Annotated in this window: 14 protein-coding genes; 3 read left to right on the forward strand and 11 right to left on the reverse strand. The window is 51.1% G+C overall.

All coding sequences use genetic code 11. The features are described 5' to 3' along the window. Nucleotides 1–40 precede the first annotated feature (40 nt). The gene (gene trhO / locus ACP8MI_RS10585; protein ID WP_284589850.1) at nt 41–1003 is read right to left on the reverse strand and encodes an oxygen-dependent tRNA uridine(34) hydroxylase TrhO; all 963 of its coding nucleotides are present in this window, start codon (nt 1001–1003) and stop codon (nt 41–43) included. A 157-nt stretch (nt 1004–1160) separates the two neighbouring features. After that, on the reverse strand, nt 1161–2654 hold the full coding sequence (locus tag ACP8MI_RS10590; RefSeq protein WP_284589849.1) for a DUF1846 domain-containing protein: 1494 nt from the start codon (nt 2652–2654) through the stop codon (nt 1161–1163). Nucleotides 2655–2771: 117 nt separating this feature from the next. Between ACP8MI_RS10590 and ACP8MI_RS10595 the strand changes: the two genes are divergently transcribed. Both ACP8MI_RS10595 and ACP8MI_RS10600 read left to right on the forward strand, forming a co-directional pair. Then, a complete protein-coding gene (locus ACP8MI_RS10595) occupies nt 2772–3611 on the forward strand; it encodes an Fpg/Nei family DNA glycosylase (RefSeq protein ID WP_284589848.1) in 840 nt (279 codons plus the stop codon). A gap of 56 nt (nt 3612–3667) precedes the next feature. Further along, a complete protein-coding gene (locus tag ACP8MI_RS10600; RefSeq protein WP_337891826.1) occupies nt 3668–5566 on the forward strand; it encodes a bifunctional ADP-dependent NAD(P)H-hydrate dehydratase/NAD(P)H-hydrate epimerase in 1899 nt (632 codons plus the stop codon). Nucleotides 5567–5646: 80 nt separating this feature from the next. Here ACP8MI_RS10600 and ACP8MI_RS10605 read toward each other — a convergent pair whose 3' ends face one another. Next, nucleotides 5647–6027: a cupin domain-containing protein gene (locus ACP8MI_RS10605; protein WP_284819313.1), complete on the reverse strand. Its 381-nt coding sequence runs from the start codon at nt 6025–6027 to the stop codon at nt 5647–5649. 114 nt (nt 6028–6141) lie between these two features. Between ACP8MI_RS10605 and ACP8MI_RS10610 the strand changes: the two genes are divergently transcribed. After that, nucleotides 6142–6582: a hypothetical protein gene (locus ACP8MI_RS10610; RefSeq protein WP_337891827.1), complete on the forward strand. Its 441-nt coding sequence runs from the start codon at nt 6142–6144 to the stop codon at nt 6580–6582. Between the two features lie 733 nt (nt 6583–7315). On the opposite strand, the gene ACP8MI_RS10615 is transcribed toward ACP8MI_RS10610, so the two are convergent. The 8 genes from ACP8MI_RS10615 to ACP8MI_RS10650 are packed head-to-tail and all read right to left on the reverse strand — an operon-like array spanning nt 7316 to nt 16370. Next, complete coding sequence (locus tag ACP8MI_RS10615) at nt 7316–8101, reverse strand: trypsin-like serine protease (RefSeq protein WP_284796829.1); 786 nt, start codon at nt 8099–8101, stop codon at nt 7316–7318. Nucleotides 8102–8127: 26 nt separating this feature from the next. After that, nucleotides 8128–8964 (reverse strand): ABC transporter permease, encoded by an 837-nt coding sequence (locus tag ACP8MI_RS10620; RefSeq protein WP_284796832.1) that lies wholly within the window; start codon nt 8962–8964, stop codon nt 8128–8130. Beyond that, a complete protein-coding gene (locus tag ACP8MI_RS10625) occupies nt 8961–9635 on the reverse strand; it encodes an ATP-binding cassette domain-containing protein (RefSeq protein ID WP_284796833.1) in 675 nt (224 codons plus the stop codon). The genes ACP8MI_RS10620 and ACP8MI_RS10625 overlap by 4 nt, the downstream gene beginning before the upstream one ends. Beyond that, a complete protein-coding gene (locus tag ACP8MI_RS10630; protein WP_284796836.1) occupies nt 9636–10835 on the reverse strand; it encodes a lanthionine synthetase LanC family protein in 1200 nt (399 codons plus the stop codon). After that, nucleotides 10816–13554, reverse strand: a complete 2739-nt coding sequence (locus ACP8MI_RS10635) for a lantibiotic dehydratase (protein ID WP_337891828.1) — start codon at nt 13552–13554, stop codon at nt 10816–10818. The genes ACP8MI_RS10630 and ACP8MI_RS10635 overlap by 20 nt, the downstream gene beginning before the upstream one ends. Next, complete coding sequence (locus tag ACP8MI_RS10640; protein ID WP_284796842.1) at nt 13514–14080, reverse strand: hypothetical protein; 567 nt, start codon at nt 14078–14080, stop codon at nt 13514–13516. Before ACP8MI_RS10640 ends, ACP8MI_RS10635 begins: the two co-directional genes overlap by 41 nt. Before the next feature lie 35 nt (nt 14081–14115). Next, nucleotides 14116–15648: an ABC-2 family transporter permease gene (locus ACP8MI_RS10645; RefSeq protein WP_284796845.1), complete on the reverse strand. Its 1533-nt coding sequence runs from the start codon at nt 15646–15648 to the stop codon at nt 14116–14118. Beyond that, nucleotides 15645–16370 (reverse strand): ATP-binding cassette domain-containing protein, encoded by a 726-nt coding sequence (locus ACP8MI_RS10650; protein ID WP_284796848.1) that lies wholly within the window; start codon nt 16368–16370, stop codon nt 15645–15647. Before ACP8MI_RS10650 ends, ACP8MI_RS10645 begins: the two co-directional genes overlap by 4 nt. Nucleotides 16371–16492 lie beyond the last annotated feature (122 nt).

The following is a 16492-nucleotide window of genomic DNA, read 5'->3' on the forward strand; positions in this document are numbered from 1 at the left end:
TCCGCTATAAATCACTGCGGCGCCGTAGTGCTGCAGGAAGCTACGCGCCCTGCTTTTCCGCTTTTTCTGCGACGGCCTCAGCAACTTCTTGACAATCCTCGCGCCCACAATGCGCGGTACGAGGGTTAGCGTAGCAGTCATCGCAAATGAGCACTTGCCTGCGGCAGGTGTCTTCATTGATGCAGTTATTGAACTTATTATTGCCCAATCCGCAGTGGATGCAATGTCCTAATTGCACAAAATTTGGATCATTGTCTTGTCCGAATTCCATGTGCATGCGCTCATCAAACACGTACAACGAGCCTTCCCACAGGCCCTTGTTGCCGTATTTCTCGCCGTAGCGCACGATGCCGCCGTCGACCTGATAGACCTCGTTGAAGCCGCGGTTTTTCATCAACGAAGACAAAATCTCACAACGGATGCCGCCGGTGCAATAGGAAATCACCGGCTTGTCCTTCATCCAGTCGTACTTACCGGATTCGATTTCTTTAATGAAGTCATGCGTGGTTTCCACATCCGGCACCACCGCATTTTTAAACTTGCCAATCTCGGCTTCCATGGCGTTGCGGCCATCGAAAAACACCACGTCGTCGCCGCGCTCTTCGACGAGTTTGTTCACATCTTCCGGTTTCAGGTGCACGCCGCCGCCGATCACGCCGTTTTCATCAACCTTCAACTCATCAGCAGCGTTGAAAGCAACAATTTCATCGCGGACTTTCACTGACAAGCGTGGGAAATCGTCAGCGCTGCCATTGGACCACTTGAAGGACATGGAATGGAAGCCATCATATTCGCGGGTGCGCTTGCGGTACTGTTTACAGGCAGCGACCGTGCCGCCGACGGTGCCGTTGATGCCGTGCTTGGAAATGAGAATGCGGCCTTTCAGCCCCAGCGATTCACACAAAGCCTTTTGCCACAGCATCACCGCCTGCGGGTCTGCGATAGGGGTGAACTGGTAATACAGCAGGATTTTGGATTCAAGCGATTCGCTGCGGCTAGTCATAAGCCGCATTTTAATAACCAGCCGGAAGTTTTCCTAAACGCTGGTGTTTCTGCCCCGAACGTCTATACTTTGCAGGGCCGGTGCCGAAACACCGGGCACGCCGGGGCCAGTGCCGAAATACCTGGCACGCCAGGCCTGAACAGAAGAAGCCGCAGGCTTAAACCTTGTGGTACAAGCCTTTACGCCAGAACACCGGATCGCTGCTCACGCGCACGCCAAGGTTGCGGAAAATGCCTTCGTCGACAGGTCCCAGAATCGTGGTGGTGTGCACTTCACAATCGCGCAGGTTCTTCAACTGCGCCAGTGCCACGCGGGCATCGGCGGAATTCGCCGCAGACACCGATAACGCAATCAGCACTTCATCGGTGTGCAAACGCGGGTTCTTCGAACCCAAGTGCTGGGTTTTCAGCGTCTGAATCGGTTCGATGGCTTCCGGAGCCAGCAACAAGACGTCGTCAGGAATACCTGCCAAGTGCTTCAAAGCATTCAACAGCATTGCCGCCGAACAGCCCAGCAAGCTGGAGGTTTTTCCGGTGATCATGGTGCCGTCGGCAAGCTCAATGGCCGAACCCGGCTGCCCGCTTTCCTCCGCCACCCGGCGCGCCGGAGCAAGTACCGCACGATCGTCGACGGCAACACCGGCTTTGTTCAGCACCACGGCCACGCGCCCAGATAACGTGCTGTCGAGTTCCTCGGTGCGCTCGGTAACCAGGGCTTTGAAATAACGGCGGATGATTTCCTGGCGGGCGGCTTCCTGGCAGGCTTCGTCGTCGCTGATGCAGTAGCCGACCATGTTCACGCCCATGTCTGTTGGCGACTCGTACGGCGAAGCCCCCACCAGCTTTTCCAACAGGCGTTTGAGCAGCGGGAAGGCTTCGACGTCGCGGTTGTAATTCGAGGCCTTCTCGTCATAGGCGGACAGGTGGTATGGGTCGATGACGTTGGCGTCGTCCAGATCTGCGGTGGCTGCCTCGTAGGCCAAGTTGACGGGGTGCTCGAGCGGCAGGTTCCAGATGGGGAAGGTTTCAAATTTTGCGTAACCAGCGTTCACGCCGCGCTGGTGTTCGTGATAAATCTGCGATAGGCAGGTCGCCATCTTGCCGGAACCCGGTCCCGGCGCGGTCATGATGATCAGATCGCGGGAGGTTTCTGCGAAATCATTGCGGCCAAAGCCATCTTCGGACACGATGCGATCGGCATCCGTGGGGTAGCCCGGGATCGTGCGGTGGCGAGAAACCTTCAGCCCCATGCGGTTCAGGCGCTGGATGAAGGCTTCTGCCTGGTGGTTGCCGTCTTCCAGCTGGGTGATGACGACGTTTTCCACCAAAAAACCGCGCTCACGGAAGACGTCGACAAGCCGCAGCACGTCATCTTCGTAGGTAATGCCGAGGTCCGCGCGGATTTTATTGCGCAGCAGGTCCTTGGAGTTCACGCAGATCATGATCTCCAGGTCATCTTTCAACTGCTCCAGCATCGCGATTTTGTTGTCCGGGGTGAAACCCGGCAGGACGCGTGATGCGTGTAGGTCGTCGAAAAGCTTGCCCCCCATTTCGAGATAAAGCTTGCCGCCGATTTCTTTCCGTCGCGCGTTGATGTGCTCCGATTGGAGTTGAATGTATTTCTCGCGATCAAACCCGATCTTATGCGCCATTGTGCCTTACTTTCTCTCGCGAGGATCCCCCGCGTGCAGCCTCGAAAAATCTATGACGCATGAATAGTATACGCGCCCAGCACGAACACAGTGCAAACACAGCGCTAGGCTAGAGGCATGCCTGAAGGACACGTCATCCACCGCCTTGCCGACGAATTCACCCGCATTTTCGGCACCCAGCGCCTGCATATCACCAGCCCACAGGGCCGTTTTGCCACGGAAGCAGCGCTTGTCGACGGCTCCCGGCTCGAGCGCGCGGAAGCTTTTGGCAAACACTTATTTTTGCACTTCGACGCCGCGTCCGACGAGCACATCATCTATATCCACTTGGGCCTGATTGGGCACTTGCGTTTTGAGGATCGCGAGAAGGTCTGGGGGCAGATCCGATTGCGCATCGAAACGCTTGACGACGACGGCAGCTCAGAAGACACCACCAACCTGGCGGCGAATCTGCGCGGGCCACAGTGGTGTCGGCTGATCACCGATGAGGAATACGCCATCGCCGTCGGCAAGATCGGCGAAGACCCGATCCGTGATGATGCGAACCCGCGGCAAGTGTGGGCGAAGGTACAACGTTCCAAGCGCAGCATCGGCTCGTTGTTGATGGACCAGAAACTGTTTGCGGGGGTGGGCAATATTTACCGTGCGGAGGTGTTGTTCCGGCATCAGCAGTCGCCGTTTACTCCGGGCAATGCGATTGACCGCAGCGTGTTTTTCGCGATGTGGGAGGACCTGGTGGTGCTGATGCGCCAAGGCGTAGTCGACGGCGAGATTAATACGGTGCGCGATGAGCACACCCCGGAGGTGATGCACCGCCCGGCGCGTGACGACGAGCACGGCGGTGAAGTCTATGTCTACCGGCGCGCGGGCGATGACTGTTATGTCTGCGGATCGGATATCGCGATGAAAGCCTACGAGGGGCGCAATCTGTTTTGGTGTCCGACTTGCCAGGCTTGATCATTTGGGTGCAGATTCCCACCACGGGCTTAGGCCAGGGTGGTTAAGCTTGGTTTATGTTCGCTTATTCTGCTGATCAGATCCGCGCTGCGGAAAAAGCACTCCTGGCCCATGAGGTTGCCGACGACGAGATGATGAAGCTCGCCGCCGCTGCCGTGGCCGATACGGCCCTGGATATGTTGCGGGCGCAGTCTTCCGACAAAGTCGTGGTAGTTGCCGGCCCCGGCGGTAATGGCGGCGATGGTTTGTTTGCCGCCACGCACTTGTTGTTGGCTGGATACCGTGTACACGCAGTACCAGTGGCTACGCTTGCCGACGGCTCCCCAAAGGTGCACGAACCTGCGTGGCAAGCATTCCACGCCGCCGGTGGCGAGCTGCTCGGCACCGGTGAACTGGCCGGACTGGCTGATTCTGCGCAAGCGCCCGCACTAATCATCGACGCGATCGCTGGCTTATCGGCTGGTCGCGGACTAGATGGCGCGATTGCCGAGTTCTTCCACGCGCAGCGGCGGCTGGGCACCGATGTCCTCGCCGTTGATGTGCCAACCGGGGTGCACTGCGATACGGGCGAAACCGCTCCAGAAACCGCCGCCCGAGAAGCAACATCTACGGCTGCAAACACAGATCAGGATGCGGCACCATGTGAGCGCCAGCCCGGAGATAGCTATGTGCGTGCGACGGTCACGATCTCCTTTGGTGCTGGTCGCTTGGCACACGCGGCAACACCGGTGTGCGGGAAAGTGGTGATCGCTGATCTGCAATTACCACAGGGCCCGCGTTCGTTCGCCGAAGAACTTGCGCACCAGAACCCGATTGGGCAAAGCGCCGCTATCGCACACGAGGACGGCGAGCACGGCGAAGATGAGCGCGGTGAAGATGAGCATCACATCACCGAGTTTTTCCAGGTTCCAGCAATCGCAACGCGGACACAGATTCAGTCTTGGGCGTCGGCAAGCGGCAGCGCAACGGCACCACCACAACAACCAGAATTGCCGGAATTCCAGCATGGCACAGTCGGCGTCGGCAGCGACCCCGGAAACCTAGAACCGAAGCCAGCTGGGGACAAATATTCCTCGGGCGTGGTTGGTCTATGCGCCGGCTCGGCGGCATATCCCGGCGCGAGCATTTTAGCTACGGCCGGTGCCATCGCCGCCACACCGTCGATGGTGCGGGTGCTTGGGCCTGCCGAGCTCACGCGTGATGTGGTGCGTGCGCATCCGGAAGCAGTCACGCACGCCAGTGTGCGCACCGCCGGACGGGTACAAGCCTTGGTTGTTGGCCCAGGGCGCGGAACGGATATCTCCGCTGCCTTGGAATTGGAACATGCACTGCGCGGTTCGCAGCCGTTGGTGTTGGATGCCGACGCCATCACGTTGTTAGCGGCTAGCGCTCAGCTGCGGGAGCTCCTGCGCGACCGGGCAAGCGCTAGCCCGGTGTTGCTGACCCCGCACGATGGAGAGTTCCAGCGTTTAGCAGACGCGCTATCTGCACCTGATCAGGATGGTTCTGCAAACGACGCCACTACGGCTAGTACCGCTGGCGTCTCTGGTTCCTCTGACGCCACCGACCGTTTGCGCACTACCCGTGCCCTGGCGGCACAACTGAATGCGTGGGTGCTGCGCAAAGGTCGAATCACTCTGATTGCGAGCCCCGACGGCAGATTGGTGTCGGTGAATACGGGTTCTTCGTGGGCTGCCACGCCCGGTTCCGGTGATGTGCTGTCCGGAATTCTGGGAGCTTTCCTCGCCGAGTGGAATGCACCAGCAGCCGTTCCGAAGACTAAACACAACGAGGCAGGCCAGACGGATCTTGCCGACGTTTTCCGGCGCGCTGTCGTCGTGCATTCTTGGGCCGCGCAGCTTGCTGCACAAACAGAATTTGGGATGGCGCCGACGTCGGCAAGCGCGATTGCTACCGCGATTCCCCGGGCGTTGGCGTATTTCTCCAGCCAGTAAGGCCAGTAAGGTCAGTAAGGTGAAAACAAGCACTGCTCCGTACACGGGCTGGGGCAATCACCGCTGCACCGCTGGCCTTGTTAGCCCAGGATCAACAGTGTGACCACTGCCGGGGCGTCGGCATGCAAGGCGTGGATTTTGCCTTCGTCGACGTGCACGGCTTTGCCCGGGGCGAGTGTGATTTCATCGACGGGCTCACCAGCATCCGCGTCACCGATGGTGAACGTGACTGAACCCGTTTGCCCCAGCACCAGGATCGGGCGCGGGGCCTTGTGGTTCGCCATAGTGTCACCGGCGCGGAAGGATAACCGCACCACGGTGGCGCCTTCTAGCTCGGCGACCTTGGTTACTTGTGGCACCGCACGGGCTTGGCGTGACTGCGCATGGGTGGTGTTCTCATCCTCCTGGTACGGCAGATCGAGACCTTCCACCAGTTCCCATTCGTGCTCATTAATGCGCATGACAGTTCCTTTGCTTACGGGGGCATTTAGCCCCAGTTTACTGCGCCAACTTAGTGCCCCGATTTTCCGGAAGTTATGATCAGATTAACTTAAATTATGAAAGGTAGGGTCGGTATGGTGGCAAGTTCGCAGGTAAATCTTGCCGATTGGACGCAGAAGGCTAAAAACTACGTCGATTCGAAACAGCACCTTCTACTCCCCGGAATAAAACAAAGCACCCCGTGGAGCCAAGAATCATTAAAAGCGTGCGAAAAATGGTTGCTTGCGAACGCAAAAACGATTCCTGCCCCTCGCCGAATTGAATACCAGATGTTCCTTGGAGAAGGTCTACGCAGGCGGTTTTCAGGGCAATGGGCGCATGCTTCTATCTTGGACAAGAAAATTAGCCATGAGCATAATCTACTTGGAATTTATTATCCTCAGCTAGAGCAATTTGATGTAACCGGATCCCTGCTAGATAATGCGCTTGCCGCAAAAACAGGAGATTTCTGGGCCTCAGTTTTCCAGTTAAACGAAAGCCTTCGTTTGGCGGGCCTTGCAAATAGTGGTAAATAGTAGCCCTGCGCATACGCTACACCACGCACTGCTCCTACTCAGCGAATTTCGAGCCTAACCCCCGAAATGCGGACACGACGGGCCACGGCATCGCGTTTGAACTATTCGGAATACCTGGACATGGTGGTAGATTACCTTTCTTTCCAGCCCGACTGGGCTGGGTATCAGATGTCCACCAAATAGGGGTTAGGCCCGTGTATGCCGCGTTTGTCACCGACGTTTACTCCCGACGGATCGTTGGGTGGGCATTATCAGATTCCATGCGAACCAAAGCACTGCCGCTGCAAGCTCTCAACCAGGCGACCCAAGTGCGCTGAAGAAACAACAGGTTTGGTGCACCATTCGGATCACGGGTCGCAGTATGTCAGCGTGGTCTACAACGAACGACTTATCCAGCGCGGCATTACAGCTTCCACCGGAAGTGTTGGTGACTGGTATGACAATGCTTTGGCTGAAAACGTCAACGGTTCTTACAAGAACGAGCTGATCCATACCCGCAGGTGGGATGACGTGTCGAGGTAGAAATCGCGACGTTCGAGTGGGTGAATTGGTGGAATGACTCCGAGCTCCACCAAAGTTTGGGGTACCGCGCCCCGGTCGAGGTCGAAACCGAATTTTGGAAGCAGAACTTGCCACAGGCAATAATGGAAAACAAGGCAAATGCCTAGGAACAAAACCTAGGACACTTCAGTTTTCCCATCTTCTCACACGGAACAAAACCTGGAACACTTCACTAGACCATTGAACAGTAGCCTACAGTAGTGTAAATGTCTTGTGTGTGCCTAGAGATATCTTCAACCAAAACGGCTTTCTTCTTCGTACCTACACCAGAGACAATGCCTTGAATCTGAGGGCTGCCATTGGTCTTTGAAATAAAGACACCCGCACCTGAATCACCATCACGCGTAAGTTCACCGGAAACTGGAGAAACCAGCGAAATCATAGGGTGCTTACCCAAGCCAGCTGCTGGATTATCTGCGATATATTGCGTTTCATCAATAGTCAATGAAATTTGTTCAATACTACCTGTTCCACGAATAACGAAGACACTTGCGCCTTCCCCCACAGCCGGGAGAGTCGAAGGCAAAACAGTACATCCGACATCGGGATAATCTCCGGACAACCTGACAAGAGCCAAATCAGCACCTTCAACAAAAACAATGTTTTCAACGGTAGACCTAGTATCTGTAAAAATCACATATGAGTCGAAAGACCGATCATCTCTGAAGCAATGCGCAGATGAGAGAACCCACTGTGGGTTCAGGGTAACACCGTTACAGGTTGATACACCGCTAGGATCGTAAATTGCAATAGCAGCAAGCGAGAACGTATTGCCCATGCTCTCAACACTGTTTGAGATATTGATCCCACCATTTGCGACTAATTCGTCCATCGAATCCTGATCGTCGACCACCACAGATGGCATTTCTCGGGAAGAAGTAAGAATGTTAGATTCGGGAGCGCCTGAAAATAGCAGGGCAATTAGAACCATAATCAGTGTTAGGAATTCATCAAGCATGAGTCGTCCTTAGAGATCATAAAGTATTAGTACGTGCCGAGAGTACCGTTGCAGCGGGCTCTTTGTAGGCCGTGTTTCCAAAAAATACTGCTCAGAGGAAGAAAGATCGCGATTGTGAACAAGGTTGGTGTAAGCGCGGTAATTACGTCCATGCTTGATGCGCCCGAAAACAAAGCGATACGAATCCCGTGGAGCATCCCGACCGTTGGAAGATATTGTAAAGCATTAACAATGGAGTCAGGGAAAACAGTAATGGGATACATCACCCCAGAAAAGAGAGCCAAAAGAGTCGTTACCACCCAAGTAACTGGCTCACCCTGCTTCGAAACAAGAATATAAGAAGCAGCACATAAGCCAATCAGCCACATGCACAAAGCAGCAGAAACTATAGCGATACCTAAACCAAAAAAATTAACATTCAGTTCAAAATCAAAAATTACTGCGAAAGCTGTAAAAATAACGACTGACGAGGATAAAGAAGAAAGAATTCCAAATACGCTTCCCGCAACTAAAAACCGAAAAATTCCTGCACCCGAGAGAGCGATCGCTTCTAGTGTTCCTCGTTGTTGTTCAGACTGGATTTGCATTTTCAGAGAATTCATCATCATCAGAGCGATAGCGGTAAACAAGCTGCCAATGATCATGAAAGCAATAACACTATCCCCGTATTCATCAAGTCCAGGTGGAGTTCCGCCAAGGCTAATGTAATACCCCAAGATTGCAAATTGTGCAAGCCCAACAAACCCCGTGAGCACACCAAGTACCAATTGAGTACGGTAAGTCATTTTTTCTTGACAAACGCGTTGAATTTCAGCAAACATGACGAGCAAAAGTAAGCTGAAAATATTTAATCTTTTTGTCATAGCGTAATCACCTGGTGTGACTGTTCGACGAGACTCTGATCATGAGTGGTGATGAGAATTGTCTTTCCCTGGTCTACACCCCATAGAATCATCGCGCTGACTGCACGTGAGTTTTGATTATCTAGGGTAGCGGTAGGTTCATCAAGAACGACGATGTCACCAGAGAAGACAAAAGCAACGATCATTCCGAAGATTTTTCTCTGACCAAGAGAAAGATCAGAAAATTTCCGTTCAAGTAATGGCTCTATTGAAAAATTCCGGGAGAGCACCTGCACCTTTTCCAAAGTATGCGCTTTCTTAATTCCATTAAGGCGACCAAAGTACACAATATTTTGTTTTCCAGTCAACCGGAAGTGATAAGATCGTTCCGAATAAAGACTAACTCCCATATTCGTACGAACCGCACCCCAATTATCCTTTGTAGAAAGTCCGTTCACAAAGATCTCACCACTGCTAGGCAAAGACAACCCACACGCTATTTTGAGCAAGGTGGTCTTTCCTGACCCGTTAGCTCCAATTATGCTACACAAACCGGGCCCATATATATTAGCATTTAGGTCGGTTAAAATTTCATTTTTCCCGTATCTAACATCGACATTCCGAAACGAGATTTTAGGCTCTTCCGAACGAGCCTGGGGATAGACTGTGGAATAAAAACTTACAGGAATCATTTATGCTCCTAAAACGCCCAAGGCTGGCGCGTAGTTGATTTCTTTTTCGTAAGCACTCATAACTGCAAGCGTGCCGCCGATCCCCTCCCAAAAGCTAAGATTGGTAGAGAGGGGATCACCGCCGAGAAACCCACGGATGTGGAGTTTCATGCCGTCAAGCCACGACTCTGAGGCAGGCAAGGACAGCTGGTCAGAAACATACTGGCGCCCAGCAATGCCATGACAAAGCCCCATACCATCGAAATCACCAGCAACGGGGTCCAAATACGAATCCGGATAATCCAAAAGCGAATAAATCTTTTCTTCTAGCGTAGGAATTCCCGCAATCGCTACCTGAAGGCCAGGGAGACCATAACACCATGCTTGTCGCGAGAGAGGAGAAAGACTTTTTCCTTTATCGAGTTGGAAAGGATACTCATAATAAGAGATCCCCTGGTTATTATGCCTCTGGAGATCATCTATGAAGTGATCACATAGTTTCTCAGCCGCGTCAAGGTATTCTTTTTCTCGAAAAACACCGAACCCCCGCTTCAACGTAGTGATCACTGAGCTTATGCCATGAGCAAACCCTAAGTCACGCATTCCAGAACTCAGCCTCGGATTGTTCTCAATCATTCGTTCGCCCAAATCGCCAGCACAGGTCCAAAAAGAATCTGGGAAAGGTTGCCGTGCCCTTTCAAGAAAGCCATCGCAAATTTTCCGAGCGATAGGGTACCCTTGTCCTCCGACAGAAAAAAGGAAGTGCGCGGTACCTGCCAATCCGGTCGAGAAATCATAATCTTCACGGCTCACACCAATGCTATTACGCACTTTCCACATGCGTCGTTCCGCCAGTGTCGTGATACGATCCGCCAAACTAGATATCGCATTATTAAATTCTCCGTCTGACCGCTTGGAAACATGCAAGAGGTATGCAAGCCCACTTAGCCCTCCTAAAAGCCCTTCAGCATCAAAGCGGTGGCTACGAAGAACATCGATAAGAGCTTGGATGCGCTTGAGAAAAAGGTTCCACCATGAGTCATCCTGTGTGTAGTGGTAAATACTGGAAATAGTATAAGCATCTCCCAGCACGCCATCGATCATGGAAAAGGGGGTGTGCTCAATTAGCTCCATTCGGCGTCGAGAATTCAATCCTTCAAAAAGATGCCTAGTCGCTGCTTCAAGATCAATAGTTAGTGCATTAGATCCGGAGGCGGTCATAATTCTTCTTCCTTTCAACTTTGTTGAGTGCAAGCCAGAGTGCTTTCTCTCGGTCAGCCGTAATTCCCAGCCGATTGCAAAACAAGTGTGCAGCTGAGTGCAGTTCATACGGATTCAGTGGAAATTCGAGTATTCTTTGAGCTATTTCTCTCATAGAAAGAGATAGATCCTCCGGAATAACGCTAGTAATGTTTTCTTCTCCTATAACGCGAGCAATCAGGGAGGCTTCTTTCTTGGTGGGTGCCTCAAAAACCTGGTTATCAGTAGAAAAAGCGATAACTTCTTCCCTGTAGCCGGGGAAAAGATCCAACCACCAATCGAGAAAATGTAAATGGCTCTCAGCGGGAACCACCGCATCTTTGAATGACGAAGCGATCTCTACGACTAACAGGCTTTCGAGCATGGCTAGTCGTCGAAAAAGGGAAAAAATACGCTCTCCGCCATAACGCTCGAATTCAAAGCTGTGCGGTTCTTCAACAATATCGAGAAACAGGCCACTCTCGGTCATAGCCGCTATCGCAGCTCGCAGTGCCAATGTAGTCTCGGAATCACGCAAGAAGCGCAAACGAATAGAAGACTTACCAGAAGATGATGGATACCTAATAAAATACATGCCACTAGACAGCGGGTTGTGACCAAACAGGGTAGTTAAGACGCGCCCATAAAACCCGTCACGAGGGATCAGAACCAAATTGGCATAATCGGTTACTGTAGGAATGATCTCTTTCGTCTGGCTACTCCGAATCACAACTGGCAGCTTTCGGGCGGTGTCTCTTTGCTGAATCCTCGAGGACTGTGATCCCTCAACAACAAAAGAACGACTGATTTCAGAGTAGATTTTTTCCCCTTCGCTGTTTGAAGAAAAGGGCGTTAGCTCTTCGGTAAACGTGGAATAGATCCACCCGTCTCCGCGCTGAAGCTCACTATAGAGAAGCTCGCTATAATTATCCGCGGACCTGTTAATAAGAATCTTCTTATCTGAACTACCGATACGAATCCACTCAGGAATATTGTGCATGTATGCCCAGTTATTAAAATCTTTAGGATCGCTGCTGCCAGTATACCGGTGCGCAGGTCGAGACAGGATAAGAGATCCGTATCGAACCCCGGGTAAATAATCAACATTGTTTTCAATCTCTCCCCATGACCAGTTAATATCCGGAGTGTGTGCCGTTCCTGCAATAGCTATTTGCATGAGCCACTCTGGAAAAGCTCCCACCCCCGCCATCGAGGTAGGCTGAAACTCAACAGGATCTCCCGCTGCGTCACAGACGTAAATATCAGCCCCATCACTCCAAACCTGGAGATCAGAGATAGTCAATTCATTATCAGACGAAGTAAAGGCGTTAACGTTAATGGTTCTCGAGAAACAAGCTTCACTTTCCCGCACGCTGTTAAACGCGACCTTATTAGAAATCCAGTCAATATTAACGGCATAGTGGTTTTCCAACACGTGATTATCTAGAAGGTCAAAACGCCCTGTGGTAGAACCGGCAAAAATACCAGATATGGCATCTGCCATAGAAAAAACTGCGTGGTCAGCATCACCGTGCAGAGAGGCGATCACATCAACTGAGTCTAAATTACTGTAGGTTCTTCCAGTAACAGGGAGAATACCAGCAACCTCTTTTAGATCAACCCACCCATTATCACTTTGTACTCCAAGACTGTAAACCGCTCTATGGTAATCTAAATTTTTTTGGCGAGCAACAGAGTTCCGTGCACTCTTGATAACATCCCAAGGAAGCCCCTTAGTAGGGTGAATAAGATGAGTTATGGGTACACGTGCCGCCCCATACTTTTCAAGAAGGAGCTCCGCAAATATCGCAGTAATACCAGAATCGTTGTAATCAAAAACTCCGTATTCAAAACCATGCTCCAGATAGTCAGAAATAACTGAATCAAAAGTATCAGGGAGCATTCCATGGGCATCGCGGTATAGATCAATATCTAAAGACGAGGCATCGTCAACGAACAGGCCATCAATTCCTTCAGCTGAGATATGTATATTTTCTCGAAAAATCTTTCTTTCCTGTCGATAAACATAGTACCCCTCATCTTGTTCAGTAAGGAGAACCTCTTTATCAACAAGTTGGCAAATGACTTTCTCAATAACCTCACGAGGAATGTCCGAATATCTCTTTTGGACAGAACTGATCAGATCTTTACGCGAGATGATTTTCTTAGTAAGTTCATGGATAAGACAAAGAAGAGGATTCATACCGACAGAACTAAAAACATCGAGCTTAGCTTTCCTCGGTGCGGTGAGATAGCTTCGCTCCCCGAGCACTACATTAGAAGGATTCCACCGGAGCAACTCCTGCTCACCATTCGGTTCTTTGACAGAAATCATCCGACGTGAACCGGTGATAATGGCTGCATCGCAAAGAACGATACCGACACTATCGATAGTGCTTGTATGGAGCGTACCAACAGATCCAATGACACGTGAAGGAGTCGCACGACTCGCAGCACGTGAAAGTACACTAACCAAAGTACGAACGCTCTTACGGAAAATTTTCCTGCGAGGTTCTTCGCCGGAAATAATCCTTTCGATTTGACGAAGTAACTCTGCATGGAAGAGTTGTAGCTCAACGCACATGAGCGGTTGGCTTTTGGCAATTGCTATTAACTCAGCCAATGACCTCGCATTCGCAACCTTGCCCAGAATGCCGATATCAACTGACGCAGAGCGAATGACTGGAGTACCGGTTGGCACCGTTACCTTGACATTTGCGGTCGATGGATTCGAATATTTCCTCAATTTCACTCCAATAGTAATGTGAACTAGCTGATTTAAGTTCGTTTCTTAGCTTCTCTAGCAGATATTCAAAATAGGATTCGGCCTGGTTTGTGACAGGCCACCCGTTGAGAATCCACAGTGCAGCATTCAGATCTCGTTGCTCTAAAAAGTGCATCGCCAAGTCGTAATCAAATTTGATTGGGCTATAGAGAAAAACAGTCCTTTCCTTCTTGGAATATCGAATATCTACTCCAGACTTCTGACACACCTTAAGCGGATACCAGAGCGATGAGCGGGCACAATAACCCCTGTAAAGGTGCAATTCAATTTCGTTGCGCGACATCTGATTGTCGTTACTGGCAACCAGATGGAGAAGCTCTACCGCTCTAACGCTAGAAACCGGTCTACCATTGATTCGTAATTTTCCTGTGATCTGTACATAGTGAGTGTTGTCTGAATCATATGATTCTGTTCGAATAAAACCATTGAAATTGGAAGCCATAGTTTTAGGGTCACCACCTTTCTGAATATCAGATCCTAGGATCTTCGCTCAAACTTTCTGAGTGCCACAAAAAACCAACGCACTGTTAGACCAAGAACGAGTAATTCAGTTATTACTGCAAAAATGACCCGTTCTGGAGTGTCAGCAATCTCTGGCCAAGCAGGCAACGCTACAACCCACAGGATGGATTCAGCCAGGACATCGCCTCCCAGAGTCGCCGACAATACCGTGATAAAGATTGACCATGCGATCGTGAGGCCAACACCGTAGGACACGCACAGCACGGTGCTTATAGTCGCCAGCACTACTCCCGTCGTTGACCACAACACGACTAGCTTCACCGTTTCAGGAAAATTCCCGCCCGCAAACGTATGCAAAACTCCTACCACTATCGCGAGAAAAACGAGCAAGATGGAATGACACACAAGATAGGAAACACGAGTTTTAGCGTTCTCCAATACAGTGACTCTCCACGCAGAAGACAACAATTTCCAACTCAAGATAGGAAGAAGGCCCGCGCCTAAGGGAAGGACGAAAAACGTATAGAAGCCGCTGATATAGCTTGCTGGATAAAAGATAGCCATCATCCCAAAAACCGCTAACACGGCAAATAACAACCACGAAATACTGCTACGGAATAATGCGATCCTGATGGACGATAAAGCAAGAGCTAGGTTGTCTGGACTATTGCGCCCAGAGAAATCAGGCGAAGCGTATACAGAATCAAGAGAAAACTGTGCAGGTGAAATGCTTTGTTGTGGTTGTGCTTGCGTATTTTTCTTATTCGTAACTTTTCTTTGGCGGCCCCGCGCGAAAACCGTCAAGCTAAGAGTAACAAGCGCAAAGAGGCTATTAAGGACAATTCCTTGCAACGGAGTTTCTTGCGCAAGTAACTCTCCTTCAGTCAAAGGGACCGCATTGGAGTGAACGCCAAGCACGGGTAGAAGCAAACGCACTGGCCAGGTCGGTGGAAGCAGATTCCACAGTGCGGATTCAGATAAAAGAGTTCCGGCTACTTGATACACCACCGCCACTAATAACGTCATTACAATAGAGAAATACCGTGCAACCAGGCTGAAAATACAAAGCGTCGAAATGCTGGACATAAACGCTAGCCCACCTGCAACAAGAAGGGAATTCGCCCCTTCACGTCCATCCAATATTGTTAATGCCCAGGACGACCCAAAGTTCATCAGGTGAAACAATGCAGAAACTACAATGAGAACACCGATACGTGCCGCACGAATAGCATATGGAGACACCGGACGAATATCTGTCCCTCCGTATCGGTTCGCTTTTTCCCTATCTTCTGCCAGACCAGCTAATAAAGCGAGAAGAGGAGCAGCCATACCAGTGACGTACATAGCCTGCCAAGCCAGCGCACCCGAGGCATCATGACCCTCAGCGGACCAGAAAGCTAAGGTCGAGCTAATAATACCAATCCACAGACCAATCAGTGGAAACCACTGCACTGCTGAACCTTTTGTACGAACAATTTCGGCTTGAATAATACCGGGCGCCTTCGGCGCACTCTGCGATCGAGCGAACACAGACCTTACTTTGCTCATGATTCTTCACTTCCTTGGGTCATGTCCAGGAAGCGTTCTTCAAGGTGGTCTCTTGCGGCAAAATGGCTCAACGGCCCGGAATAAACACTATGACCTTTGGCTAGGATCGTGATGTCATCAGCGAGTTTAGAAATTTCCCCGAGCTGATGGGAGCTAACCAAAACGGTGCCTTCGCACTTCACCCAATTGCGTATAAGAATTCGCAGATCTGCGATCCCCTGCGGATCGAGACCGTTTTGAGGCTCATCGAGAATAAGGATGGGGGGACGTCCAAGAATTGCCGTTGCAAGAGCAAGTCGCGCTTTCATACCAGTGGAAAAAGAGCGCGCCTTCTTTCTCCCAGCGTGTCCCAGTCCTACGAAATCAAGCGCTTTCTGTGCCTGGAGATCTGGAATATTGAGCAGCTTAGCGTGAACACGGATATTATTTAGCGCTGAGAGGTGGCCGTAGAAGGCTGGCCCATTGATGGAAGCCCCTATATTCTTCAGACTGTCTCTAGTCCGGGGAGCGCCAAGAATTTGGATATCCCCTTGTCCGCGGTCTTCCAAACCGAGAATCATACGGAAACAAGTAGATTTCCCTGCTCCATTACGCCCCAGAAGCGCATGGACCCGACCAGGGATTACATCCATCGAGAAACCATCAAGAACCACATGTCCTGAATAACTAATCCGTAGATCATTACATGAGATTGCAGGTGTTGGTCCGTCTGTCTTAGCCATGACTCTATGATGCGGCGCACCTAAGATAAAAGCATCTATCTCTAGGAGGTTTTTCACGACGTCGTGCTACGTCAGGCGACTGAATACGGCATCATTCTAGAGGATGAAGCGAGCCGGTTGTC

The organism is Corynebacterium sp. LaCa_70 (genome assembly GCF_058182015.1).